Annotated in this window: 19 protein-coding genes; 8 read left to right on the top strand and 11 right to left on the bottom strand. The window is 44.6% G+C overall.

The features are described from left to right. Nucleotides 1–20: 20 nt before the first annotated feature. The 3 genes from lolE to lolC are packed head-to-tail and all read right to left on the bottom strand — an operon-like array spanning nt 21 to nt 3153. Nucleotides 21–1265 carry a lipoprotein-releasing ABC transporter permease subunit LolE gene (gene lolE, locus ZX61_RS05990; protein WP_049843785.1) on the bottom strand — a complete coding sequence of 415 codons (1245 nt, stop codon included), beginning with the start codon at nt 1263–1265 and terminating at the stop codon, nt 21–23. Further along, a complete protein-coding gene (lolD, locus tag ZX61_RS05985; protein ID WP_049843784.1) occupies nt 1266–1952 on the bottom strand; it encodes a lipoprotein-releasing ABC transporter ATP-binding protein LolD in 687 nt (228 codons plus the stop codon). It lies immediately after the preceding gene. Then, entirely contained in the window at nt 1945–3153 is a 1209-nt protein-coding gene (lolC, locus tag ZX61_RS05980; protein ID WP_049843783.1) for a lipoprotein-releasing ABC transporter permease subunit LolC, read from the bottom strand. Before lolC ends, lolD begins: the two co-directional genes overlap by 8 nt. 181 nt (nt 3154–3334) lie before the next feature. Here lolC and ZX61_RS05975 point away from each other — a divergent pair, with 181 nt between their 5' ends. From ZX61_RS05975 to ZX61_RS05960, 4 genes are read left to right on the top strand one after another with little or no spacing between them, the layout of a single operon-like run. Next, complete coding sequence (locus ZX61_RS05975; protein ID WP_049843782.1) at nt 3335–3901, top strand: hypothetical protein; 567 nt, start codon at nt 3335–3337, stop codon at nt 3899–3901. A gap of 8 nt (nt 3902–3909) precedes the next feature. Continuing rightward, a complete protein-coding gene (mfd, locus tag ZX61_RS05970) occupies nt 3910–7371 on the top strand; it encodes a transcription-repair coupling factor (RefSeq protein ID WP_049843781.1) in 3462 nt (1153 codons plus the stop codon). Nucleotides 7372–7417: 46 nt separating this feature from the next. Then, complete coding sequence (locus ZX61_RS05965; protein ID WP_049843780.1) at nt 7418–8188, top strand: peptidoglycan binding protein CsiV; 771 nt, start codon at nt 7418–7420, stop codon at nt 8186–8188. A 32-nt stretch (nt 8189–8220) separates the two neighbouring features. Continuing rightward, nucleotides 8221–8766 carry a GNAT family N-acetyltransferase gene (locus ZX61_RS05960; RefSeq protein ID WP_049843779.1) on the top strand — a complete coding sequence of 182 codons (546 nt, stop codon included), beginning with the start codon at nt 8221–8223 and terminating at the stop codon, nt 8764–8766. A gap of 55 nt (nt 8767–8821) precedes the next feature. Here the strand turns inward: ZX61_RS05960 and ZX61_RS05955 are convergent, their stop codons facing one another. From ZX61_RS05955 to hinT, 7 genes are all read right to left on the bottom strand, one after another. Further along, nucleotides 8822–10111 (bottom strand): NAD(P)/FAD-dependent oxidoreductase, encoded by a 1290-nt coding sequence (locus ZX61_RS05955; protein ID WP_049843778.1) that lies wholly within the window; start codon nt 10109–10111, stop codon nt 8822–8824. A 392-nt stretch (nt 10112–10503) separates the two neighbouring features. After that, nucleotides 10504–11046, bottom strand: a complete 543-nt coding sequence (gene ycfP, locus ZX61_RS05950) for an alpha/beta hydrolase YcfP (protein WP_049843777.1) — start codon at nt 11044–11046, stop codon at nt 10504–10506. Between the two features lie 100 nt (nt 11047–11146). Next, nucleotides 11147–12001 (bottom strand): phosphotransferase, encoded by an 855-nt coding sequence (locus tag ZX61_RS05945; RefSeq protein ID WP_049843776.1) that lies wholly within the window; start codon nt 11999–12001, stop codon nt 11147–11149. 31 nt (nt 12002–12032) lie between these two features. After that, nucleotides 12033–12623 carry a penicillin-binding protein activator LpoB gene (gene lpoB / locus ZX61_RS05940; protein WP_049843775.1) on the bottom strand — a complete coding sequence of 197 codons (591 nt, stop codon included), beginning with the start codon at nt 12621–12623 and terminating at the stop codon, nt 12033–12035. A gap of 39 nt (nt 12624–12662) precedes the next feature. Beyond that, nucleotides 12663–13058, bottom strand: a complete 396-nt coding sequence (locus ZX61_RS05935; RefSeq protein ID WP_049843774.1) for a YcfL family protein — start codon at nt 13056–13058, stop codon at nt 12663–12665. Further along, complete coding sequence (locus ZX61_RS05930) at nt 13055–14452, bottom strand: COG3014 family protein (protein ID WP_049843804.1); 1398 nt, start codon at nt 14450–14452, stop codon at nt 13055–13057. The genes ZX61_RS05935 and ZX61_RS05930 overlap by 4 nt, the downstream gene beginning before the upstream one ends. 108 nt (nt 14453–14560) lie before the next feature. Then, the gene (gene hinT, locus ZX61_RS05925; protein ID WP_049843773.1) at nt 14561–14911 is read right to left on the bottom strand and encodes a purine nucleoside phosphoramidase; all 351 of its coding nucleotides are present in this window, start codon (nt 14909–14911) and stop codon (nt 14561–14563) included. 225 nt (nt 14912–15136) lie between these two features. On the opposite strand from hinT, the gene ZX61_RS05920 reads away from it, so the two are divergent. Continuing rightward, on the top strand, nt 15137–17128 hold the full coding sequence (locus ZX61_RS05920; RefSeq protein ID WP_049843772.1) for a methyl-accepting chemotaxis protein: 1992 nt from the start codon (nt 15137–15139) through the stop codon (nt 17126–17128). Between the two features lie 143 nt (nt 17129–17271). Then, nucleotides 17272–18444, top strand: coding sequence for a DUF1887 family protein (locus tag ZX61_RS05915; protein WP_049843771.1), 1173 nt, complete (start codon nt 17272–17274; stop codon nt 18442–18444). 65 nt (nt 18445–18509) lie between these two features. Here the strand turns inward: ZX61_RS05915 and fadR are convergent, their stop codons facing one another. Next, complete coding sequence (gene fadR, locus ZX61_RS05910; protein WP_049843770.1) at nt 18510–19349, bottom strand: fatty acid metabolism transcriptional regulator FadR; 840 nt, start codon at nt 19347–19349, stop codon at nt 18510–18512. Nucleotides 19350–20021: 672 nt separating this feature from the next. On the opposite strand from fadR, the gene nhaB reads away from it, so the two are divergent. Beyond that, entirely contained in the window at nt 20022–21611 is a 1590-nt protein-coding gene (nhaB, locus tag ZX61_RS05905) for a Na(+)/H(+) antiporter NhaB (protein WP_049843769.1), read from the top strand. Nucleotides 21612–21703: 92 nt separating this feature from the next. Then, entirely contained in the window at nt 21704–22222 is a 519-nt protein-coding gene (dsbB, locus tag ZX61_RS05900; protein WP_049843768.1) for a disulfide bond formation protein DsbB, read from the top strand. Nucleotides 22223–22371: the final 149 nt, after the last annotated feature.

Below are 22371 nucleotides of genomic sequence, written 5' to 3'. Positions count from 1 at the left end.
CTGAGTTGGCATGTGGGGGGCTATTTGGAACTCAAAACCGCTGCAGGGTTCAACTTACTGGCTCTGGAGGCTGGATACCATGTTGCTAACAGACTCAGAACAATTGCCGTTAAGGAGACAAGAATGACATCATTAGGATTGACTTGCGATGGTAGGAAATCAACAAAGTAGATATCACCTGACAAGAATTTATGCCCAATAAAGTTTTCGAGTGCCTTAATCATAGGGGTAAGGTTGAGCGCTACTAAAACACCAAACACACTGCCTGCGACGCTACCAAATACACCTGAAAAGACGCCTTGCCAAACGAATATCCGTTTCACTAATCCGTCTGTCGCTCCCATCGTACGTAAAATCGCTATCTCAGCAGCACGATCTTTCACCGCCATCATCAGTGTTGAGACAATATTAAAGCTTGCTACACCTATGACCAGAACCATCACTAAATACATGATAGTTCTAACTAGCTGGATATCACGGTATAAAAAACCATACTTTTGTTGCCAGCTACGCAGGTAGACATAAACTTCCAATGTATTGCCCGCTTCGCGAATTATTTGCGTGGCATTAAGCACATCCGTTACTCTTACCGCTACACCACTCACTCCTTCGTCCATCTTTGCGTAGCTTTGCGCATCTTGGAGTGGAATAAGCGCTAGGTTATGATCAATCTGCCCGTTTAAGGTCAGTAAACCAGCTACTTTGACGCGCACTCGTTTAGGTGCCTGAACTTTAGTCGTTGCGCCAGACGTTGGGATCATCAAGGTTAAAAAATCACCTTTATTTACTTTAAGTAAATCTGCAATCCCTTTACCGAGAATCACTTGTTGTTGCCCAGCATTGAAGGCTTTCCAAACAGCAGGATCAATAAACTCCCCTAAGTTAGAGACTTTACTTTCTAGGGCAGGATCAACACCTCGTACTTCAAGGGCTTTGAGTTGGGCGCCTTTTTCTGCCAGAGCTGTAAACTTCACATATGGCGCAGCTGCTTCAATTTTAGGATGTTTTTCAGCCTGTAGAACCACCTGCTCCCAGTCAAGCAGTGGGTCTCTCACACCTTCAAATTCACCATGAGAAATAACTGACAGCACTCGATTCTTGAGCTCGCGCTCAAAACCATTCATTGCCGACAAGCCAATAATGATCACCGCAACACCAACAGCAATACCGATAGTCGACGACATCGAGATAAACGAGACCATTTTGTTTCGTTGCTTAGCTCGGCTAAATCGCCCACCAATAAACAAAGACAGGGATGAAAACACTTACACCCCCTCTATATTTAATAGTAAGCCATCTTGCATGTGAAGTTGACGATCCATTTTCGCCGCTAACTCACCATCGTGGGTAACAACCAAAAAGGCAGTGTCGGACTCTCGGTTCAGCTCACGCATCAAGTCATAAATCGCCAATGCTGTCTTATGGTCTAGATTTCCCGTTGGCTCATCTGCAAGTACTAAAGCTGGGTTGTTCACCAGTGCTCTCGCAATCGCAACACGTTGACGTTCACCACCCGATAACTCTGCTGGCCGATGTTCTATCCGATGGCTCAACCCCACTTTGTCCAGCAGTGCTTTTGCTGCCGATTTTGCCTGACTAACTTTGGCTCCACCAATAAGCAGTGGCATGGCAACATTCTCAATCGCACTGAAATCCGACAATAGGTGATGAAATTGATACACAAATCCAAGGTGTTGATTTCTCAGCTTCGCTTGACGGTTTGAGCTAAGTTTTGATAGGTCTTGATCTAAGAACGTAACATGCCCTTCGCTTGCATCATCCAACGCTCCCAGGATGTGTAACAATGTGCTTTTACCTGAACCTGAAGTGCCGATAATCGACGCAAGCTCTCCCTTGTCGAGATCAAAGCTCACACCTTTAAGAACTTGAGTATCAAATGCACCCTCATGATAGGTTTTACAAACGTTATGACATTGAAGAAGACTACTCATATCTTAAAGCCTCAGCTGGTTTCACAGAAGATGCGCGGTATGAAGGGAATAACGTCGCGGCAAGGCTCAGCGCAATGGCCAATACCACAACAACAAAAATTTGCATTGGATTGATTAAAATCGGTAGCTCACCGCCGACTGAAAACAGTGCGACACCTGCGCTTTCCAACATTTGATTGAGATTACTCGCTAGTAATATGCCTAACCCACCACCAGTGAGCGCACCAATAACACCACTACTTGCACCTTGAACCATGAATATGGCTAGGATTTGCCTATCGGTCATGCCTTGCGTTTTCAATATCGCTACTTCAGATTGCTTCTCCATTACCACCATAATCAGAGCTGAAATGATATTAAATGCGGCAATACCAATGATAAGACCAAGCATCAAGCCCATCATATTCTTTTCCATTCTTACCGCTTGAAACAGCTCACCACGTTGGTCACGCCAGTCTTGCCACTGCCAACCTTCAGGTAATGGTTTATCACTTAGCTCACCAACAACAAATGGGTCGTTAAAGAATAAGCGCCACCCTGTCATGGTATCGGCTTTCAAACGCATCAACTTACCCGCATCGGCAAGGTGGGTGATCATTAACTGTGCATCGACGTCTGAACCAGTGTTGTAGATTCCAGCAATTGTAAACAACCTTTGGCTAGGAATTCGACCGAGAGGCGTAAACTGACTCGCACTTGTCACCATCAAGCGTACTTTATCACCCACCGAAACATCCATCGAACGTGCGAGTGTGTGCCCAATAAATAACTGATACTTCCCCGCTTGCAGATCTGATAATCGGCCAGCAATCAAATGGCGCTCAATGGGATCGTGCTCCGAAGGTTTAATGCCTATCAGCAGGCCTGCATTTAACTGACTTGGGCTTTGAATAACCGCTTCACTCTGGACAATTGGTTCAGGGTGGCCTGCCGTTGAAAGCTGGCTAATAAACTCTGGGGCGCGTTCAGTTCTCGCAGTTTTACCATCAGCCTGTGAAACAATAGCCTGAGGGAGAACACCGAGAATACGACCTTTAAGCTGAGCTTCAAAACCATTCATTACTGACAGCACGGTGACGAGCGACATCACACCAATGGTGATACCGGCTGTAGACATATAAGAGACGAAGCGACTAAACCTATCACCGGAACGCCCTCGCAAGTAGCGTAAGCCGATAAAGGTTGAGACTGGATGAAACATAGTAGAAACCAATGTTAGGGTTTGATGACCTAAATAATGGTGCTTACTCTACCGATTAAATGCCTTGGCGTGTAGTGTTTAATTGCCAATTAGTGGTTAAAATATGTAATAAACAAAGGGATAGCTTGATTACTTGTCAGCTATAACGATAATCAAAGTTATCAAGTAAAAGGAATCCAGCATGGCCGATCAAGAATTCTTTACCGTTAACCACACAATGACAGTCAATGTCGAAGCCTTGGCTGAGGGCGTGGGGTTCCCAAGTTTTGAAAAGTTTGAAGGAGAAATCCCAGCCCCATTCATTGTTGCTAGCGAGTTTAGCAATCTTGATTTACTCAACGATAGTGCTCGTAATGAGTTGAAAAACAGTGACTTTAAGCATGTTATCCAATTATTAGACACACAAAATTCTAAGCTCAATCTCCTGCTCACTTTTATGCTGTCACAACAAGATGACCCGGCAATGCGCCATTCAACTCACTCGTTTGGAGCAAGTCAATTTACCTATATTTCAGATCAAGCCGTGAATGTTGATGCTAAGGTCCGAGTTAAATTATTCTTGGAGCACCCTGCTGCTGCGATCTACTGCTATGGGCACATATCTCAAGCAGAAGCCACTGAAGACACACACCTAGTGACGGTGAAATACGATCTGCTGCGTGATCTCGATGAAGATCTACTTATCAAAGCAGCTCTATTTCAACAACAAAAACTCCTTCGTCAGCGCTCACTTAATCGCGACAAATAAACAGAATTATGCCAAACACATCATTACTTAATCTGGCGTGCTCCGATCGCGCCGGAGACAAAAAACAAATTGGTAACCTTCAAGGGGCAAGTTTAGCCCTAGCCATTGCAGAACTCGCCGAACAACACGGCTCACACACTCTGCTGGCCGTGCCCGATCCACAAACTGCTTTAAAGCTGCAACAAGAGCTAGAGCAGTTCACCAAACAAGAGATCTCTCTATTTCCTGACTGGGAAACATTGCCTTACGACAGTTTTTCTCCGCACCAAGAGATCATCTCGGATAGAATTTCACGCCTCTATCAGTTACCAACGCAATCTAGTGGGATCACCATCGTTCCGGTGAATACACTGTTGCAACGCCAATCACCTCGCGACTTTTTAATGCAGCATACGCTGATGGTAAAAGTCGGCGATCTTTTCTCGTTAGAAAAGCTACGGATTCAACTTGAAAAATCAGGGTATCGCCATGTCGATCAGGTATTTGGTCCTGGCGAATACGCTAGCCGAGGATCGATTTTAGATCTCTTCCCTATGGGGTCAAACGACCCTTTCCGCATTGACTTCTTTGATGATGAAATCGACACGATTCGAACCTTTGACCCAGAGAATCAACGTTCGATTGAAGATACCAAAGCAATACGCTTACTTCCGGCGCATGAATTTCCAACCTCCGAGAGTGCGATAGAAGATTTTCGGATTCGCTGGCGTCAACGCTTCGAAGCACGCCGTGAACCTGAATCAGTCTACATGCAGGTATCGAAAGGAACATGGCCTGCAGGTATTGAATACTGGCAACCGCTGTTTTTTGAACATACAGAAACGTTGTTCGATTACATTCCAGATACCACGCTATTACTCACTGTAGGCCAGATTGAACCCGCCATTGATACCTTCTTGGACGATGTCGATTATCGCTATGATCAACGTAAAGTTGACCCATTGCGTCCACTTCTTCCACCACAAGAGCTGTGGCTAAGGAAAGATGAACTGTTCAGCCAATTTAAGCTGTTGCCTCAAGTACAGTTGTTTGTAGATCCAGTCAGTGAAAAACAAGGTCGCTGCAACCCTGCCCTCTCTGCCTTGCCAGAACTTGCAGTGCAGCACCAAAACAAAGAGCCTATGGCTGCGCTGCGCCATTTCAGTGAAACTTTCCAAGGTCAGATTGTCTTTTCTGTTGAATCAGAAGGTCGCCGTGAAGCACTTTTAGAGCTGTTGCAACGTATCAAGTTAAAGCCTCAAGAGAGCGGTAACTTACAAGAAGCGCTAAACAGTGGTAACAAGTTCTGTTTGGTTCTGGGCGCTGCGGAGCATGGCTTTGTCTTTGGTGACGAACAAGTCGCACTTATCTGCGAAAGTGATTTACTAGGCGATCGCGTCATTCAGCGCCGCCGAAAAGATCGAAAAACAACCAATAGCGATGCGATTATTCGTAACCTTGCCGAGCTTCAACCTGGGCAGCCAGTCGTTCATATTGACCACGGTATTGGCCGCTATATTGGTTTGCAAACCTTAGAGGCCGGAGGATTAACAACAGAGTACGTCACACTCGAATACCAAAATGAGGCTAAGCTCTACGTTCCTGTTGCTTCACTTAATTTGATCAGTCGCTACTCTGGTGGCGCAGAGGAAGGCGCACCACTGCATAAACTGGGTGGTGAAGCGTGGGTGAAAGCTCGTAGAAAAGCGGCAGAGAAGGTACGTGATGTCGCGGCTGAACTGCTTGATGTCTACGCTAAACGCGAACTAAAACCCGGCTACAAATTTGCGCTAGATCGTGGACAATACGCCACGTTCAAAGCGGGTTTCCCATTTGAAGAAACCGATGACCAGTCAATGACGATCAATGCCGTAATGTCTGACATGTGCCAAGCTAAGGCGATGGATCGACTAGTTTGTGGTGATGTAGGCTTTGGTAAAACTGAGGTAGCAATGCGCGCTGCGTTTGTTGCCACCGACAATAGTAAGCAAGTGGCAGTCTTAGTTCCGACAACGTTACTCGCTCAACAACACTTTGAGAACTTCCGCGATCGTTTTGCTAACCTACCGATTCGTGTTGAAGTACTGTCTCGATTCAAAACCGCCAAAGAACAAAAGCAAGTCCTGCAAGATATTGAAGATGGCAAAGTCGATCTGGTCGTCGGCACTCATAAGCTACTTTCAAACGACATCAAGTTTAAAGATCTAGGTCTGCTTATTGTCGATGAGGAGCATCGATTTGGCGTACGCCAAAAAGAGAAGATGAAAGCGATGCGTGCAGATGTCGATATCTTAACGCTTACCGCGACACCAATTCCGCGCACCTTGAATATGGCAATGAGTGGCATGCGTGACCTTTCTATCATCGCCACCCCACCAGCCCGACGTCTCGCGATTAAAACCTTTGTCAGACAACAAGATGATGCCGTAGTGCGTGAAGCAGTACTGCGTGAGATCATGCGTGGTGGTCAGGTCTACTTCCTGCACAATCAAGTAGATACGATTGAAAAAGTCGCTGCTGATCTAGAGAAGCTGATCCCAGAAGCTCGAGTGACTGTCGCGCACGGTCAAATGCGCGAAAGAGAACTCGAACGAATCATGAACGATTTCTACCATCAGCGCTTCAACCTTCTGGTATGTACCACCATTATCGAAACCGGTATCGATGTACCAACAGCGAATACCATCATCATGAACAGAGCTGACAACCTAGGCTTGGCTCAGCTCCACCAGTTGCGTGGTCGAGTGGGTCGCTCCCATCACCAAGCATATGCGTACTTACTCACTCCACATCCGAAAGCGATGACTAAAGATGCAATTAAACGTCTTGACGCAATTGCATCACTCGAAGACTTAGGCGCAGGCTTTACTCTAGCCACCCACGACTTAGAGATTCGTGGCGCTGGTGAGTTACTCGGTGACGAGCAAAGTGGTCAAATACAATCGGTTGGTTTTACATTGTATATGGAGATGTTAGAGCAAGCTGTAGAAGCACTAAAAGAAGGTAAAGAGCCATCTCTAGATGAGCTATTACGCGACCAAACCGAAGTCGAGATGCGTCTGCCTGCCCTGTTACCTGACGACTACATCCCAGATATTAATACGCGACTATCGATGTATAAGCAGATTGCTAGTGTCAGTAGTGAAGACGAGTTGGGCGAGTTGAAAATTGAGTTGATTGACCGCTTTGGTTTATTGCCAGATGCGACCAAAAATTTGCTCTCTGTCGCTAAACTAAAACTGCAAGCAGCCGCACTGAAAGTGAAGAAAGTTGAAGCCCACGACAAAGGTGGCTTTATCGAATTCTATCCAGATGCTGACATTAACCCTATGTATTTGGTTAAACTATTGCAATCTCAACCACAAAAATTCGCAATGGATGGACCCACAAAGTTCAAGTTTACGATACCATTAGTAGATAGACGTAAACGCATCCAGTTTGTTAGTGACATGCTGGGTGAATTCCAGCAAAATTTATTGCCCAAAACGTAAAGCCAAAATTAGATTGGGGTGCCTTGCACCTCATTATGGAGTTGTAATGAATAAACTGATCCCGCTGCTGCTCATGCTTGTTGCGATGCCGTCTATGGCGCAGCGTCAATTCGATATCGAAGTGATCATTTTTAAACGAGCCGTTGACGCAGAGCAAACTGCCGAGTCATGGCCTGAAAAAGTAACCAAGATTGATCTTGAAAGAGCAGCCTCTTTCGGTGATGTAAGCTACCGTAATAAGAAGGGCGTCAAAATGCTGCCCGCTTCCGAATACGCACTCAATGATGAGGTCAAAAAGCTCAATCAGCACGCAGGGTTCAAGGTGCTCATGCATAAAGCTTGGCGCCAAGGAGATCAAGGCCGTTTCGGTGCACCAATCTTTCATGTTCAAGCAGGCCGCGATTACTCAGGCCAATTTAACCCTGACGGCTCTATGATTGAGGCGAATCAAAGCCAGGTTTTAGAAGGGATTACCGAAGAGAGTATTCCTAAATCCCTGTATCAACTCGACGGAAAGCTTCAAATCTACGTTGAGCACTATTTATATGCCGATGTTGAGCTTGACCTGAAAACACCAAGTGTTAAAGATGTCACTTTGGAACAACATCAACCTGAAGTGTTCAGCTCTGAACCTTCCAGCGATAGTCAGGTTGTCCAAGTAGGCTTGATGGAAGACGTGACGCCAACGGTCCATAAAGTCGAATTCTTGAAAAGCTATCGCTTTGACCAAAAACGTCGAATGCGCAGTACCGAAACTCATTTCCTCGATCATCCGTTAATGGGAGTGATCATCCAAGTACGTCGCGTTAATCAATAGTCAAGTAAGCCCTCCAGCGAGGGCTTTTGCTTATGAGTCCAGATTACCAAATCGTCACCCCGCACCTAATCCTGCGCTTAATTTCTAGTGATGAAAGCAGCGCTTTGCAGGACTGTGTCGTTCACTCTCCAAACCTTCATCGATGGATTGACTGGTGCCATAGTGAATTTTCTCTCGATGATGCCGAGCGTTTTATTCTTGCAACTCGTTTAAATTGGGTAAAGTCTGAGGCTTATGGCTTTGGTGTGTTCTGCCGTTCGAGTGATAAGCTACTGGGCATGGTCGCAATCAATGAACTCTACCACACCTTTAATATGGCAAGTATCGGATATTGGATTACAGATGAATCTCAAGGAAAAGGAATTGGTGTAAATGCTGTCAATGCTTTGATTGAGTTTTGTTTTGCTCAACTCAAGCTAACACGATTAGAGGTAGTCTGCGACCCAGACAACTTGCCTAGTCAAAAACTGATTGAGTCTTGCGGCGGTGTTTTTGAATCAAAGGCGAGGAATCGCTTTATCTTTAATGGTAAGCCTAAGACTGGCCTTGTCTATTCAGTTACTCCCGATTCACAATGAATTCCAATGATATAAAAAAGAGCGCCACTGCGCTCTTTTTTAGTTTGCTGTCTTGTTAGTGAAGCTTAAGGTTAGGTCGTAATACTCGATTGATGCGACCCATAAGGATAATCAAACCTGTCTTAAACACCCCGTGCAGAGCCATTTGATGCAGGCGGTACAAGGAGATATACACAACACGTGCAATGCGCCCTTCAACCATCATTGAGCCTTTGGTTAGGTTACCCATTAGGCTGCCTACCGTCGAGAAACGACTCAATGACACTAAGGAGCCTTTGTCCTTGTAGACGTAAGGCTTCATTTCGCGGCCATTTAGCTTAGCAACAATATTGGCAAAAGCTCGACTCGACATCTGATGCGCAGCTTGGGCACGTGGTGGAACAAATGAACCGTCCGCTTGAGTGCACTGTGCCAAATCTCCAATCACGAAGATATCGTCATCACGGGTTGTTTGTAGGGTGTCTTTTACCACTAACTGGTTGATGCGGTTGGTTTCTAGACCAGCTAAATCTTTAATAAAGTCTGGGGCTTTGATGCCCGCAGCCCACACCATGATCTGAGCTGAGATCTTGTCACCATCTTTGGTAACCAAGCCATCTTGATCTGCTTGAGTCACCATGGTAGCAGTACGCACATTAACGCCCAACTTAGTAAGCTCTTGGTGCGCTGCAGCTGAAATACGCGGTGGAAGAGCGGGAAGAATGCGTTCACCTGCTTCAACAAGGTTTACATTCAGTTTGCTGGAATCTAGGTCGCCAAAGCCATAGGTGCGTAATTCTTTCACCGCGTTGTGCAATTCGGCTGAAAGCTCTACACCGGTAGCACCTGCACCAACAATCGCGATATCTACCGTGCCATTACCGTTTTTCGCGTGTAATTTAAGAAATTCGTTGTTCATTTCGGTACGGAAACGGTGCGCTTGCTCTGGGCTATCGAGGAAAATACAGTGCTCGCGGACACCCGGAGTATTGAAATCATTAGACGTCGAGCCAATTGCCATAACGAGAATGTCGTATTCAAGCTCACGGCTAGGCATTAAAAGTTCGCCACTGTCATCTTTCAGCTCGTGCAACTTAATCACTTTGCGCTCGCGATCGATGTCTTCTAAGCTACCCATTTGAAAATCAAAATGATGGTTTTTCGCATGAGCACGATAGCTCAACGCATCGACACCCTCATCAAGAGAACCTGTCGCAACCTCGTGCAACAGCGGCTTCCATAAGTGGCTCGCTTTGCGATCAACCAAAGTGACTTTAGCGCGCCCTTTACGGCCGAGCGTACGACCTAGTTTGGTTACAAGCTCTAAACCGCCTGCACCGCCGCCTACTACGATAATTCGTGTCACAGCTACTTCCTCAAAAAATAAATAAAACTGAATCGAGTCGATACTCGCCTCGATGAAATTCTGTATTTTTGGTCTAGGGCGACTTTCCTTCGCTGACACCAGACCTAGAGGGTCAGATAATATGACACGCTTATTGGATAAATGAGCCTAATCACTCAATGCTACGATTTTGATGTAGCTCATAAATGGGCAAGTTTTTTACTCGCTCTCAATTTTTTTTGATATTTATCAAAAAATTTGTAGTGAGTTCATTATATAGGGCAAACCATCTGGTGCAACTAAAGATTGCCGTTATTTCAGCAAAATTTGTAGGGAATAGAGTCGATTGAACAATAAAAAAGCGACAGAGCTAACTCTGCCGCTTTAGGAACTAAATTTAGTGCTATGGTCGACTAACTTGCGTCTTTAAACGTCTTCATCGTCTGTAGATGCTGAGAGATCTTTTTAAACTTATGGGTTTGCACCTCATCCCAGATGATACTGTAGTACTTCTCTAGTTCAGCTGCCGTTTTGCTGTTGTCATGAACTTCATCTTGTTGAGACAAAATCACTAAGCAGCGATCTTTGTTCTTGGTTCTGAACTCTGACACACATTTAGTCGCGATATCTTCGTACTCTTCTGGTCGGTCAATACGCCCTTGCATGGTGAGTTCTGGATGCAAGTTGGGGTTAAAGATAACCTGCTTAATCCCACACAAAAAGCCCACTCGCTCTGACCAATAACCACCAAGACCAACACCACAAATGATAGGGTCTTTATCTGGCGACTGCTCGATCACTTTGTGCACTTCTTTCAACAAATGCTGCATATCATGCTTTGGATGGAGAGTACTGTAATTTATGAAACGTACATCATCGTCAATAAATTGAAGTTGAAGCACTTTTTCATGGTTGCCCGGACTGGTCGAATCAAAACCGTGTAAATAGATAATCATTGTAATTCCCTCGATCCTCGTGATTTAAATCTACCATGAAAAATAAGGTTTAAAAGCTCACTCAATGAGTTTAAGGTTGCGGAACTATCAAACAGTGATCTTAGCTGCAAATTATTTCTTTTAGTTTATGCGCCTGGGCTAAATATTGTTCATCACCCCATAACTGGTGCGCTAACAGATACCAAAGCATCGCCATCATCATTGCTCTCGGTTGCCAAGCCATGACACCTTCAACCCAATCATCGACACCTTCTATGCCTCTAAGCTGGCAATAACGATACACCGCCTCCAAAGGCTTCTCCTCTGTCACGCCAATCGACAAGGTAAGATCTAAACGCGGGTCCGCAACAGCGGCATACTCCCAATCAATGACCTTGTTGCCAACCTCCGTTTTCACCATGTTGTATCCTGCTAGATCAAAATGGCACAACGTATGACCCACATCCGCTAAGCTCGGAGCACAGCGCCACTTATTGTAGATCGAAATATAAGGCTCTACTTTGTATTGCTCATCAAGAAGCATCCAATAGTGATCCACTCGTGCTGTATAATTGAAAGGAGCGACGGGGACACGCTTAGTGTCAATGTCATGAATAGCAATCATGGTCTTAAGCAGTGAATCGAACGGCAGACCGTGGATTAACGACTCTCCCTCAATCCATGTCACTAATAACCCTTGATCATTAATATGCACGGCTTGAGGAGCAAATGCATAAGGCTCTATCGCGGTTAGTATTTGGTATTCTTGAAAACGAGAGATTGAGAAGGCTTTGGTGATATTGGTATTTGGCCGCCAAACAAATGCTTGACCGTCTGAAGCAACCACTTTCCAGCAGCGGTTAGTCAACCCCCCTGTTAGCGTTTGAGCATAATCAGGGGGAATAGAAAAGAAGTGTTCTAGTGACAATAATGACCGATCGAGTTGGCATGCTTCACTCCACGACATTCGCGCCATAGTTCACTCCTCTTGTTACATAAAGCTCAGATTATAGACCTAGGAAGCTTTTCGATTCTTGCTTGCGGATTTCTGTCTCGTCAGCCCACTCAATAAGACCCGTTTCCAGATCCATCAAACGCATTGTCATCTTGTAATAAACGTCTTTATCACTACCTGCGTTCTTATTGATGCTTGATAGGTTTCCGTAAAGCATGTATTGCGCACCAACCATTTTACCAAACTGTATGGCTGTACTTTGATTCACAAGCTCATCGTCATTTTGGAAGTTTAGCTGTTCACGTACTGACTCTACGCGATCCATATCGACAAAACGGAATTTACCAGAATTCAGCATCTTAGTACTGATTGAATCCGTAATTGACTCGGTATCGATATGTTCGCTGGTTTTGTTTTTAATGCGTTCAACAAACACGATCGGACGCGAATCACGAGTGATTGCGGCAACAGAGCCCGACATCATCATACTATCGACCATTTCACCGGCAATTTTTTGCAAGTCTGTCGAACCAAAATCAATCGTTGTTGTTTCTACAGCTTGAGCGTCGCCATAGCTCACTTGGTTAGAACAGCCACCAAGCACTACAGCCAAACCAAGTAATGCAATTACACTTTTTTTCATTGTCGGTTCCTTAGGATATCCTTTAGTTACTTCTTAAAATTAGTTGTCTAGTTCGCGAATTTGAACACGGAATTGGCGTCCGTTCGGATTAATAGAGATCTCAGAGATGGAAACCTCTTCAGCACCACGAAGAATGGCTTGACGCCAAGGGCTAAGCTTGTTGTTCACTTCTAGTCCCTGATCGTCGTACCAATAAAATCGATATTGAATATGTTGATCACCTTTGCTTTGGTTAGCTAAGCGCACAATGCCTCGAGCACGACCATCAACATCAATGGTTGAAATATCTTCGATGCTCACACGTCCCGCCAGTACATTGTCACCAAAAAGAACCGTTTGAGAGGCGCCATCGATACGCAGCCCTGCAGTATTGCTGTTGCTCGCACATCCCATCAAGGTCAATGCCGCTGCGATTGAAATAAGCCATTTTTTCATCGTATATTTCCTAGTTGTTTATGCCAGATAGTTGCGTTGTTCCCTTGACGTGAAAGCCACACCAAGGTTGTACGGCCTGATTCAATATTGAATGTATGGCTCTGACCTGCTACCTGTAAAGATTGTTCCCCTGGTTCAACGATTGAACTTGCACTGTAGATTTCTCCCGGCAAGGTGATCCAGCTTCGGGTATCTGGTTGTTCAGTCAGTACATTCCATACATTAAACAAAGCGTTACCCAAATCTTCAGGGTTGTCTTTCGTTGCTTGTCGACGCAGCTCTTCTTTTGCCCACACTCTTAGTGCCTGGCGAATCAATATAGAAGGCATACGCTCAGTCAGATTCTGCTTTGCCATTAGATTAACGTCAGTGAGCAGACTTCCCGAAATAATGCTGTCATTGAGAACGACAGGGCTAAACTTTTCAGCAGGCATATTTTCATAGTATGGCAGTGAAACCGTATACAAACCGAAGTTACTGCCTCGTGAAATCGGTACGGTCTGAGTCCAGCCGTTCATCGCATCAACCACACCACGTTCATCAATAACGATCACTCGGCCTTTGTCCGCCGCTAGGTAACTTGCTTTGCCGTAACGTTTTTCAAGCTTGGCTAAGTCTTCACGCATGCCTAATCGTTTAGCAACGCGTTTAGTGCCATCAACCACCTGCTGATTTTCAGGCATAACAGCTAAGGCCCTGCGGTAATCCACATACGCACTGTTTAGATCATTATCCGCCTCATAAAGTAAGGCTGATAGATAGAACAAATAGCCACTTTGCACCGCTTGCAGTGTTTTTCCCGCATCAGGATAGTTTGCAAGTATGCTACCTAGGTTTGGCGATACTCCTTGAGCTTGCATTTGACTCTGAGCGGATTCAAGCTCGCGCTCTCGGTTTTTTCTGGCTTGTTCTTGGATCTGACTTGCACGACGCATTTCGATAATCGCACCTTCTAGATCATTCTTTTTGAGGTAGTTAAGCCCCAAATAGAGATGTAAAAAGCCTAACTCATAGTCAGCAGGTTGATAGGCATTTAAATTATCATTGACGGCTAACGAACTTAAGCTTTGCGCTGTTTCAGAAACCGAAATCGTCGCTTGGTCTTGTTGCACTCGCACCGCGTTATCGCTCACCTCAAAGGCATTCTTACTTTCAGGGTACTGCTGATTAAGTAAATAAACCCTACCCTTCTCCATATTGTCAAGAATGTCACCGGCGATTCCTTCTGGTAGCAGTTCTTCAGCTTCGTAATAGTGCCCGTTTTTAATTGTTTGATGCAGCTCATTATTTTGTGCACTGTAATGACTAAAAAGGTTACCTACAGATAAATTTGCACAAGCGGAAAGAACCAAACTACTTGCTAAAGCAAGCACGAGTCGAACGTGTTTATGCACTTCGTGCTCCGATGTTGTTACTGGTTGACATGACGGCATGCCCTACACTTTAAAAAACTTAACGTACGACATCAAACCCCATAAAGAGTTCCATTCAAATCAAAGTTTTTAGCTCAATAGCATAGGTCCAAGCGGACGGCCACCTAGTAAATGCATATGAATATGGTAAACCTCCTGTCCACCATGAGAATTGCAGTTCATGATAAGGCGGTAACCATCCTCATCAATCCCCTCTTCTTTTGCCAGTTTTCGCGCGACAGTAAACATACGCCCCATGACGATTTCATCTTCTTTCTCTATGTCGTTTACCGTTGGGATTAATTGGTTAGGGATGATCAAAATGTGACTTGGAGCACGTGGGTTGATATCGCGAAACGCAGTCACTAAATCATCTTGGTAGACAATATCTGCCGGAATTTCTTTGCGGATAATTTTGCTGAAAATGGTTTCTTCGGCCATGAAGGACTCCATTGAGATATGTGTTGTTGATTAAATTGAAACGAGTATGCGTCAAGCTTCGCAAGATCACAATAAAAAACGCTGTTCAGTTCACTTATTAGACAATCCTTTAATACTCGCTAGCTAAAAGTGTATTGTGCGTCAAAAAATGTGTGTCTCGCTATCAATACAATAGCTTTCTTTTTGTTAATTTTTTAAGACATTTATAATTACAGGGAGAGAGCTATGAAAGGCTCAGTGATTCGGCGCATGTATGCTGGTTTTGCATTGATCATAATTATGTTCATCGTAACCACGTTGTTGATGATGCGAGGAATGCAACAAATCCACCAAAACTTCGAAGGTGTATCCAATACCTCGCTGCCATTAGTTTCTCAATCAAACCAAACTAGCGTTGCTTTATTGTCTGCAGACAAACTTTTTAAAGACTTTTTGACAACTCAAAGCTTTGAGCGCATGGATCAACTTTCTGAGCAATTCGTTCAAATGAAAGAGGCTTACGCTCAACAATTATCAACACTTGAGCAAGTCAGTATCGGTCAAACTGAACTCGAACAGTCTATTATCCAGCTCAAAGAGATGGAGCAGAGTTATTTCAGCGAAGCTGAGCAAGCGATGGGCAACTACCGCGCTATGTTTGCAGCGCAAGAAAAAGTCCAAAAATCAACTCGCCGCTTCCAACGTTTACATTCTGAGCTAAGCGTGGGAATGAAAGAGTATGTCGACGACCAAAGCAGTATCTCGGTTAAAGTCATGGCGAAAAGCTATTTTATTAAGCTAAAAGATGCCGAACTCACTACCTCGGATGCATTAGCAAGCAGCGATACCGAGCTTGTCACGCAAGCGGTCGCAAGAAACAAGAAAGCGGTCACTCACCTAAACTACGCGTACCGTGGACTCAGCTCCCAAATGCCTGAACTCAAAAAAGCTTTTGATGAATCAGTACAGCAGTTCACCCGTGATGTAGGTAAGAAAGGCGGGGTGTTAGATCAACACAGCACCTACTTATTGGCAAAAGATGCACTATACGCAAATATCGCCAGTCTTACTCAGCAGGTTGATGCAACCATGGTAGTACTCAACTCATTTAGTGAAGTCGCCAAACAGGGCTTAAATGCCTCTTTAAAAGAAGCTGGTGATGTCTATGAACAAGGTGTTATTCGTTCAGTTGCAATTGGGGCTGTGGTTATCTTGATGGCTATTGCGATTGGATACCATATTGCACAGAGCGTTCGTGAACCACTTACTCGTATTTTAAGCACACTTGAGTCACTAACTGAAGGCGACATGACCAAACGTATTGAGATTCGTTACAACAACGAATTTAGCCGCGTAAGTAACCACATCAACTCTCTAGCAGACAATCTACATGGGATTCTGGTCAAACTCAATGATGCATCCGATGACTTAACTCAAACGGCTACAACTAACCAACAAACTTCATCACAAGCGCAATCTCAGCTAAGCCAACAACGCGAGCAGACAGCCAATGTTGCAACTGCAATGACGGAGATGGCCCATTCTGTTCAGGAAGTCGCTCAAAGTGCTCAAAGCTCGCAGCAGATGGTTGAACAGGTCGAAAAAGCGTCGGAGTCTGGTCGCCAGATTATGGGCACCAATATTACCACTATTAACCAGCTTGAAACGCGCCTCAATCAATCTGTTGATGCGGTAAAAGACCTCCAAGCGATGAGCAGCCAAATCGGCAGTATTCTCGATGTTATCCGTAATATTGCTGAGCAAACCAACCTATTAGCACTTAACGCTGCCATTGAGGCGGCGCGTGCAGGTGAACAAGGCCGAGGTTTTGCTGTTGTTGCCGATGAGGTTCGTGTGTTGGCTCAGCGCACCACGGAATCCACATCTGAGATTGAAAATATGATCAGTAACCTTCAGAGCAGTTCATCTTCTGCTAATAAGGTTATTCAAAGCTGCATGGATGATATGGAACTTTCCGTTGAGCAAGCTTCTAGCGCCAACAGCGCAATGGAAGAGATCCAAGGACTTATTCTGGAGATAAGCCAAATGAGTGGTCATATCTCACAGGCAGCTGCCGAGCAGAGCGAAACCACTGGCGATATTGCTCGTAACATCGAAGAGATCAATTTAATTGCTGACACTAGCTATCAAGCCATGGCCCAAATCGCTCAAACCAGTGGCAACCTCTCCTCTTTGGCAAACCAGCAAGGTGAACTGGTTCACCGATTTAAGCTTTAAAAAGTCAGAATAATGTAATTTATTGAGATTGGGCGGCTATTTTTCATAGCCGCCCTTGTTTTTTAAATCTCATGTCATTATATGGTCTATAGGCTTGCCCGCTTTTCTTTCACTCTCTCGCAAGCCAAGCATGAGGAATAACTATGGCTGTTCATGTTGGCATTATTGACCAAGACCCAATTCGCTTGGTCACCCCGCTTCTCGATAACCGTACAGTGAGCGATCATATCGTCTTCATCGGTGTACCTGCTCAGGAAGATATGTATTTGCGTCTTCACAGCGTGTTGAGCAAAAGAGATATAACTTCAGAGTTTTTTGAAATTCCCAATGTCGCGAACCCATCAAAGATCAAACAAGCCGTTTCAATTCTAGCCGAAGATTTAAAAGCGAGAGGTGAAGAAGTTAAGCTCAATGCAAGTTGTGGATTACGTCATCGCCTGTTGTCCGTGTATGAGATTTTCCGTACTTATCACTGGCCGATATTTGTTGTTGAGCCAAACAGTGACCGCCTGTGCTGGCTCTACCCTGACGGTAAAGACGATACGCAAGTTCAAGATAGAATTACCATAGATGACTATCTCACCGTATTTGGTGCGCGCGGCGAGTTTAGCGACCAAGAACTACCACCACAGCTAGATCAAAAACTGTATGAGCTTGGTGAGCGTTGGGCAAGCAACGCACTTGAGCTTGGCCCTGGCCTTGCAACACTTAATTACCTTGCGACAACCTGCCGTAAAGAACAGCGCCTAGATGTTGGGCTGTCAGAAAAGCAGCAAGGATACCGTGAGCTAAATATGTTGCTTAACGACTTAGTCGAAGCGGAAATTGCCACTTATCAAGGCGGGGTTTTGACCTTCGCAAATGAAGATGCACGTCGCTTCTCGAATGGTGAATGGCTTGAGACATTGGTTCACAGCACAGTCCGCCAAATTCAACGAGATATGCCAACCATTCAAGACCGTTCATTGAACGTCCAGGTTTATCGCCAATTAGGTGAACGAGAAGTTCGCAACGAGCTAGATGTCGCTTCAGTGGTCAACAATAAACTACACATCATAGAATGTAAGACGAAGGGCATGCGCGATGATGGCGACGACACCTTATACAAGCTCGAATCCCTGCGAGACTTACTCGGAGGTCTCCAAGCTCGCGCTATGCTCGTTAGCTTCCGCCCTCTACGTCACAACGACATCACCCGCGCAGAAGATTTGGGCCTCGCACTGATTGGCCCAGATGAGCTCAAAGACCTCAAATCACACTTAGCTAATTGGTTTACAGAAGCTGGTGGCCGAGACGAAGCCTGCTCTGATTGCTGATCTCACACATTAGCAAATAAAAAAACCGCCAAATTGGCGGTTTTTTACTACAAAGACAACAGACCTTAGCAGTCGTCTTCGGTAAAGTTGGTTGGCAGAGTCATTTTCATTTGATTCCAGATATGCGCACTCTCCATACCGTAGTTACGAACCACAACGAGGATTTGCTCACGATTACCTGTCTCACAAACATCAAGCAAATCACGGTAGAACTGTAACGCTAACTCACGAGCTTGTGGGTTAGAGAAGTAGTAGCTTCCTACGCGATCATAGAGCTTCTTCAGGCCATTAAAGATCAAACCATAAATTTGGTTTCCTGAGTGGAATGCAAGGCGTTGGAACAGCATGTAGTCGTAGAAATTGAATGTTTTCGCGACAAGTACAGATTGACGCTTTATTTCATCCTTTTCACCGTCGTCTTTGATATGCTGGCGGATTTTTTCAGCGTAGGGTGACGACTCCATAAACACATCCCAAGACTCTGCGTTGATCAATGCCTCACAAGAGTTAATCACACTAGAAATGGTTTTCTCTGCATTTTCTTTATTAGCTTTAAATGCATAGCGCATAAAGATCGGACTGATGTTTGTACGTGCCGCAAGCAAGTCTTCAACAATAGAAGTTGCGTTATCGGCATCCAACGTCATCAAAGTATCAAGAATATGGAGTCCCGATGTTTCCATAAACTGGTTTACACGCGTCGGTTTACCATGTTGAATCGTTAACCAACCGTCACGGGCTAAACGCTGTAATACCTCACGTAAAGTTGTACGTGTTACGCCAATTAGTTCAGAGAGCTCACGTTCTGCTGGTAAAATAGAACCAGGTGGGAATCGACCTTTCCAAATACTTTCAATAATGTATTTCTCTGCGAATCCCGCTGGGCTCTTTGCCTTTATGACCATTTATATCTTATCCAAACTTGTATTTTTATGGGTCTAATGAAACTCATCATACCACTAGTTTTTCGATATCGGAAACCACCACTCACTAAACGTGGAGCAAAACCACAATAGAGCCATTACTCTAACCTGATTCAGAATTTGTTGATTCATATTCAGATGTGAAATAGGATTATTTGCATATTTAACAAATCCAAAACAAGCCAAAACGCCCACCAGTTGGTATTCCAGGCGCAAAACATAAGTTTTTAAAATTACATAATTTAACTATCATTTTCATTCAATATAATTACATATTCTTTCTTATTCTATGCTTTCGCCATTTTGCTTGCATTAACCATTGTTTTTCACAACTCTCGCGTCATATTTACACAACTCTGATCGCGTTTTTAAACAAAAGTTAGCTAATAAAATACTCAGACCAATTTTCTCGTTGACTAAATTGTGCTGAAGAGTACAGTGGCGACCAAAGTAAAGGAGTGCTTGTCTTTCTCAGGGAGTGACTTGGCAAGGCCACATGATCGTGAACGGAATGTTGTTTTTCTAAGTCACTGTTGAATCGGTTATTTTCTACCGGTAGATAAATACCATTGGTCAGAAGATATCTAATTTCCGGTTAAATGGATTCAAGCACGCGCAGTGTCTATTCATAACAACATTAAGAGTATCTAAATCATGCCGATGTCACTCGGAAATGCATTTATTAAGAATTTTCTTGGTAAGGCTCCGGACTGGTACAAAGTTGCCATCATTTCATTTTTGATTATTAACCCCATAGTTTTCTTTCTTGTCGATCCATTTGTTGCAGGTTGGCTGCTAGTCGCAGAGTTTATCTTCACCCTCGCAATGGCACTGAAATGTTACCCTCTACAGCCAGGTGGCTTACTCGCAATCGAAGCGATTGCGATTGGTATGACAAGCCCTGCCCAAGTTAAGCATGAACTTGTTGCCAATATCGAAGTTCTGCTGTTACTTGTCTTTATGGTTGCTGGCATCTACTTTATGAAGCACTTGCTGCTATTTATCTTTACCAAGATCCTATTGGGTATTCGTTCTAAGAGTATGCTCTCGCTGGCTTTCTGTTTCGCAGCAGCTTTCCTGTCAGCATTCTTAGATGCGCTGACCGTCATAGCCGTGGTTATCAGCGTCGCAGTTGGCTTCTATGCGATTTACCACAAAGTAGCTTCTGGCCAAGGCCCTCACGCCTCACATGACCACACTCAAGATGATCACCTGTCCGAATTAACTCGAGACGACCTAGAAAACTACCGCGCGTTTCTTCGCTCACTGCTTATGCACGCCGGTGTAGGCACAGCGTTGGGTGGTGTAATGACAATGGTAGGTGAACCACAAAACCTAATCATTGCCGATCAAGCAGGTTGGTTGTTTGGCGAGTTTATTATTCGCATGCTACCAGTGACTGCACCAGTATTTGTCTGCGGTTTGATCACTTGTGTACTAGTCGAGAAACTTAAAGTGTTTGGCTACGGCGCTCGCCTTCCAGAAAATGTTCGCCAAATCTTAGTCGATTTCGACCAAGAAGAACGTAAAACACGTACTAATCAAGATGTCGCGAAACTTTGGGTACAGGGCTTTATTGCCGTTTGGTTAATTGTAGGTTTGGCACTTCACTTGGCCGCAGTAGGTCTAATTGGCCTTTCCGTTATCATCCTTGCAACTGCATTTACCGGGGTTATTGAAGAACACTCAATGGGTAAAGCGTTTGAAGAAGCGCTGCCATTTACTGCTCTACTCGCGGTATTCTTCGCTATTGTTGCTGTCATCATCGACCAACAGTTATTTAAGCCTGTCATTGACGCAGTACTGCATGTTGAAGACAAAGGAACTCAGCTTGCTCTGTTCTATGTCGCTAACGGCCTACTGTCTATGGTTTCAGATAACGTTTTCGTTGGTACAGTTTATATTAACGAAGTGAAAACCGCCCTGATCGAAGGTGTGATATCTCGCGACCAGTTCGACCTTTTGGCTGTCGCCATTAATACAGGTACTAACCTACCGTCAGTAGCAACACCAAATGGCCAAGCTGCCTTTCTATTCCTGCTAACCTCTGCGCTCGCACCTTTGATTCGCCTGTCATACGGTCGCATGGTAGTTATGGCACTGCCCTACACTATCGTACTTGCCATAGTTGGCCTCGCTGGTATTGTGTTCTTTGTTGAGCCTATGACAGCATGGTTTTATGACGCAGGATGGATTTCCCCTCACGTTGGTGAGCTGACTCCAGCAATGTCTAGTGGGCATTAATTAATAAAAATCAAAAGTTTTAGTTGCTAGCGAAACTTTTACACGATAAAAAGCTCTGATTACTCAGAGCTTTTTTAATACAGGATATCTGTGTGAACATTCTTTCAACTCTAAAAACATTTTCTCAAAGGCGACTATCTTGGTTGTTGCTGCTGCTTTCGATCATTTTGTTTGAAGCATGCGCGTTATTCTTCCAACATGTGATGATGCTTTCACCTTGTGTGATGTGTATCTATGAACGCGTCGCGATGCTTGGCATCGGTGGTGCCGCACTGCTTGGCTTAATCGCACCGAACAACCCATTGATACGTTGGTTAGGTTTAGCTGCTTGGGGTGCAAGTGCGTACAAAGGTCTAGCGCTTTCAATGCAGCACGTCGATTATCAGTTCAACCCATCCCCATTCGCGACTTGTGACCTATTCGTTACCTTCCCTGATTGGGCACCGTTAAACCAATGGGTTCCGTGGATGTTTGAAGCGTACGGCGATTGCAGCAAAGTGGTTTGGCAATTCCTAGGTCTTTCAATGCCTCAGTGGCTTGTGGTTATTTTCGCGGGTAACCTGGTTGCGCTTGGCGTGATTGTAATAGCGCAATTTGCTAAGAATAAATAAGTACAAGATAAGAGAACAACAAAGGGTTGATGTGAATACATCAGCCCTTTTTTTTAAAACGCTCGGTCATCATCACAATGAGGAACAAATGTATCGAGGATCTCCTTAAGCGAGTCGAAAACTCTAAATCCAAAGCAATAAAAAGGGTT

The sequence above is a fragment of the Vibrio sp. VPAP30 genome (assembly GCF_001188205.1).
GTDB classification, from domain to species: domain Bacteria; phylum Pseudomonadota; class Gammaproteobacteria; order Enterobacterales; family Vibrionaceae; genus Vibrio; species Vibrio bivalvicida.
This window is presented reverse-complemented; position numbering and strand designations above follow the sequence as displayed.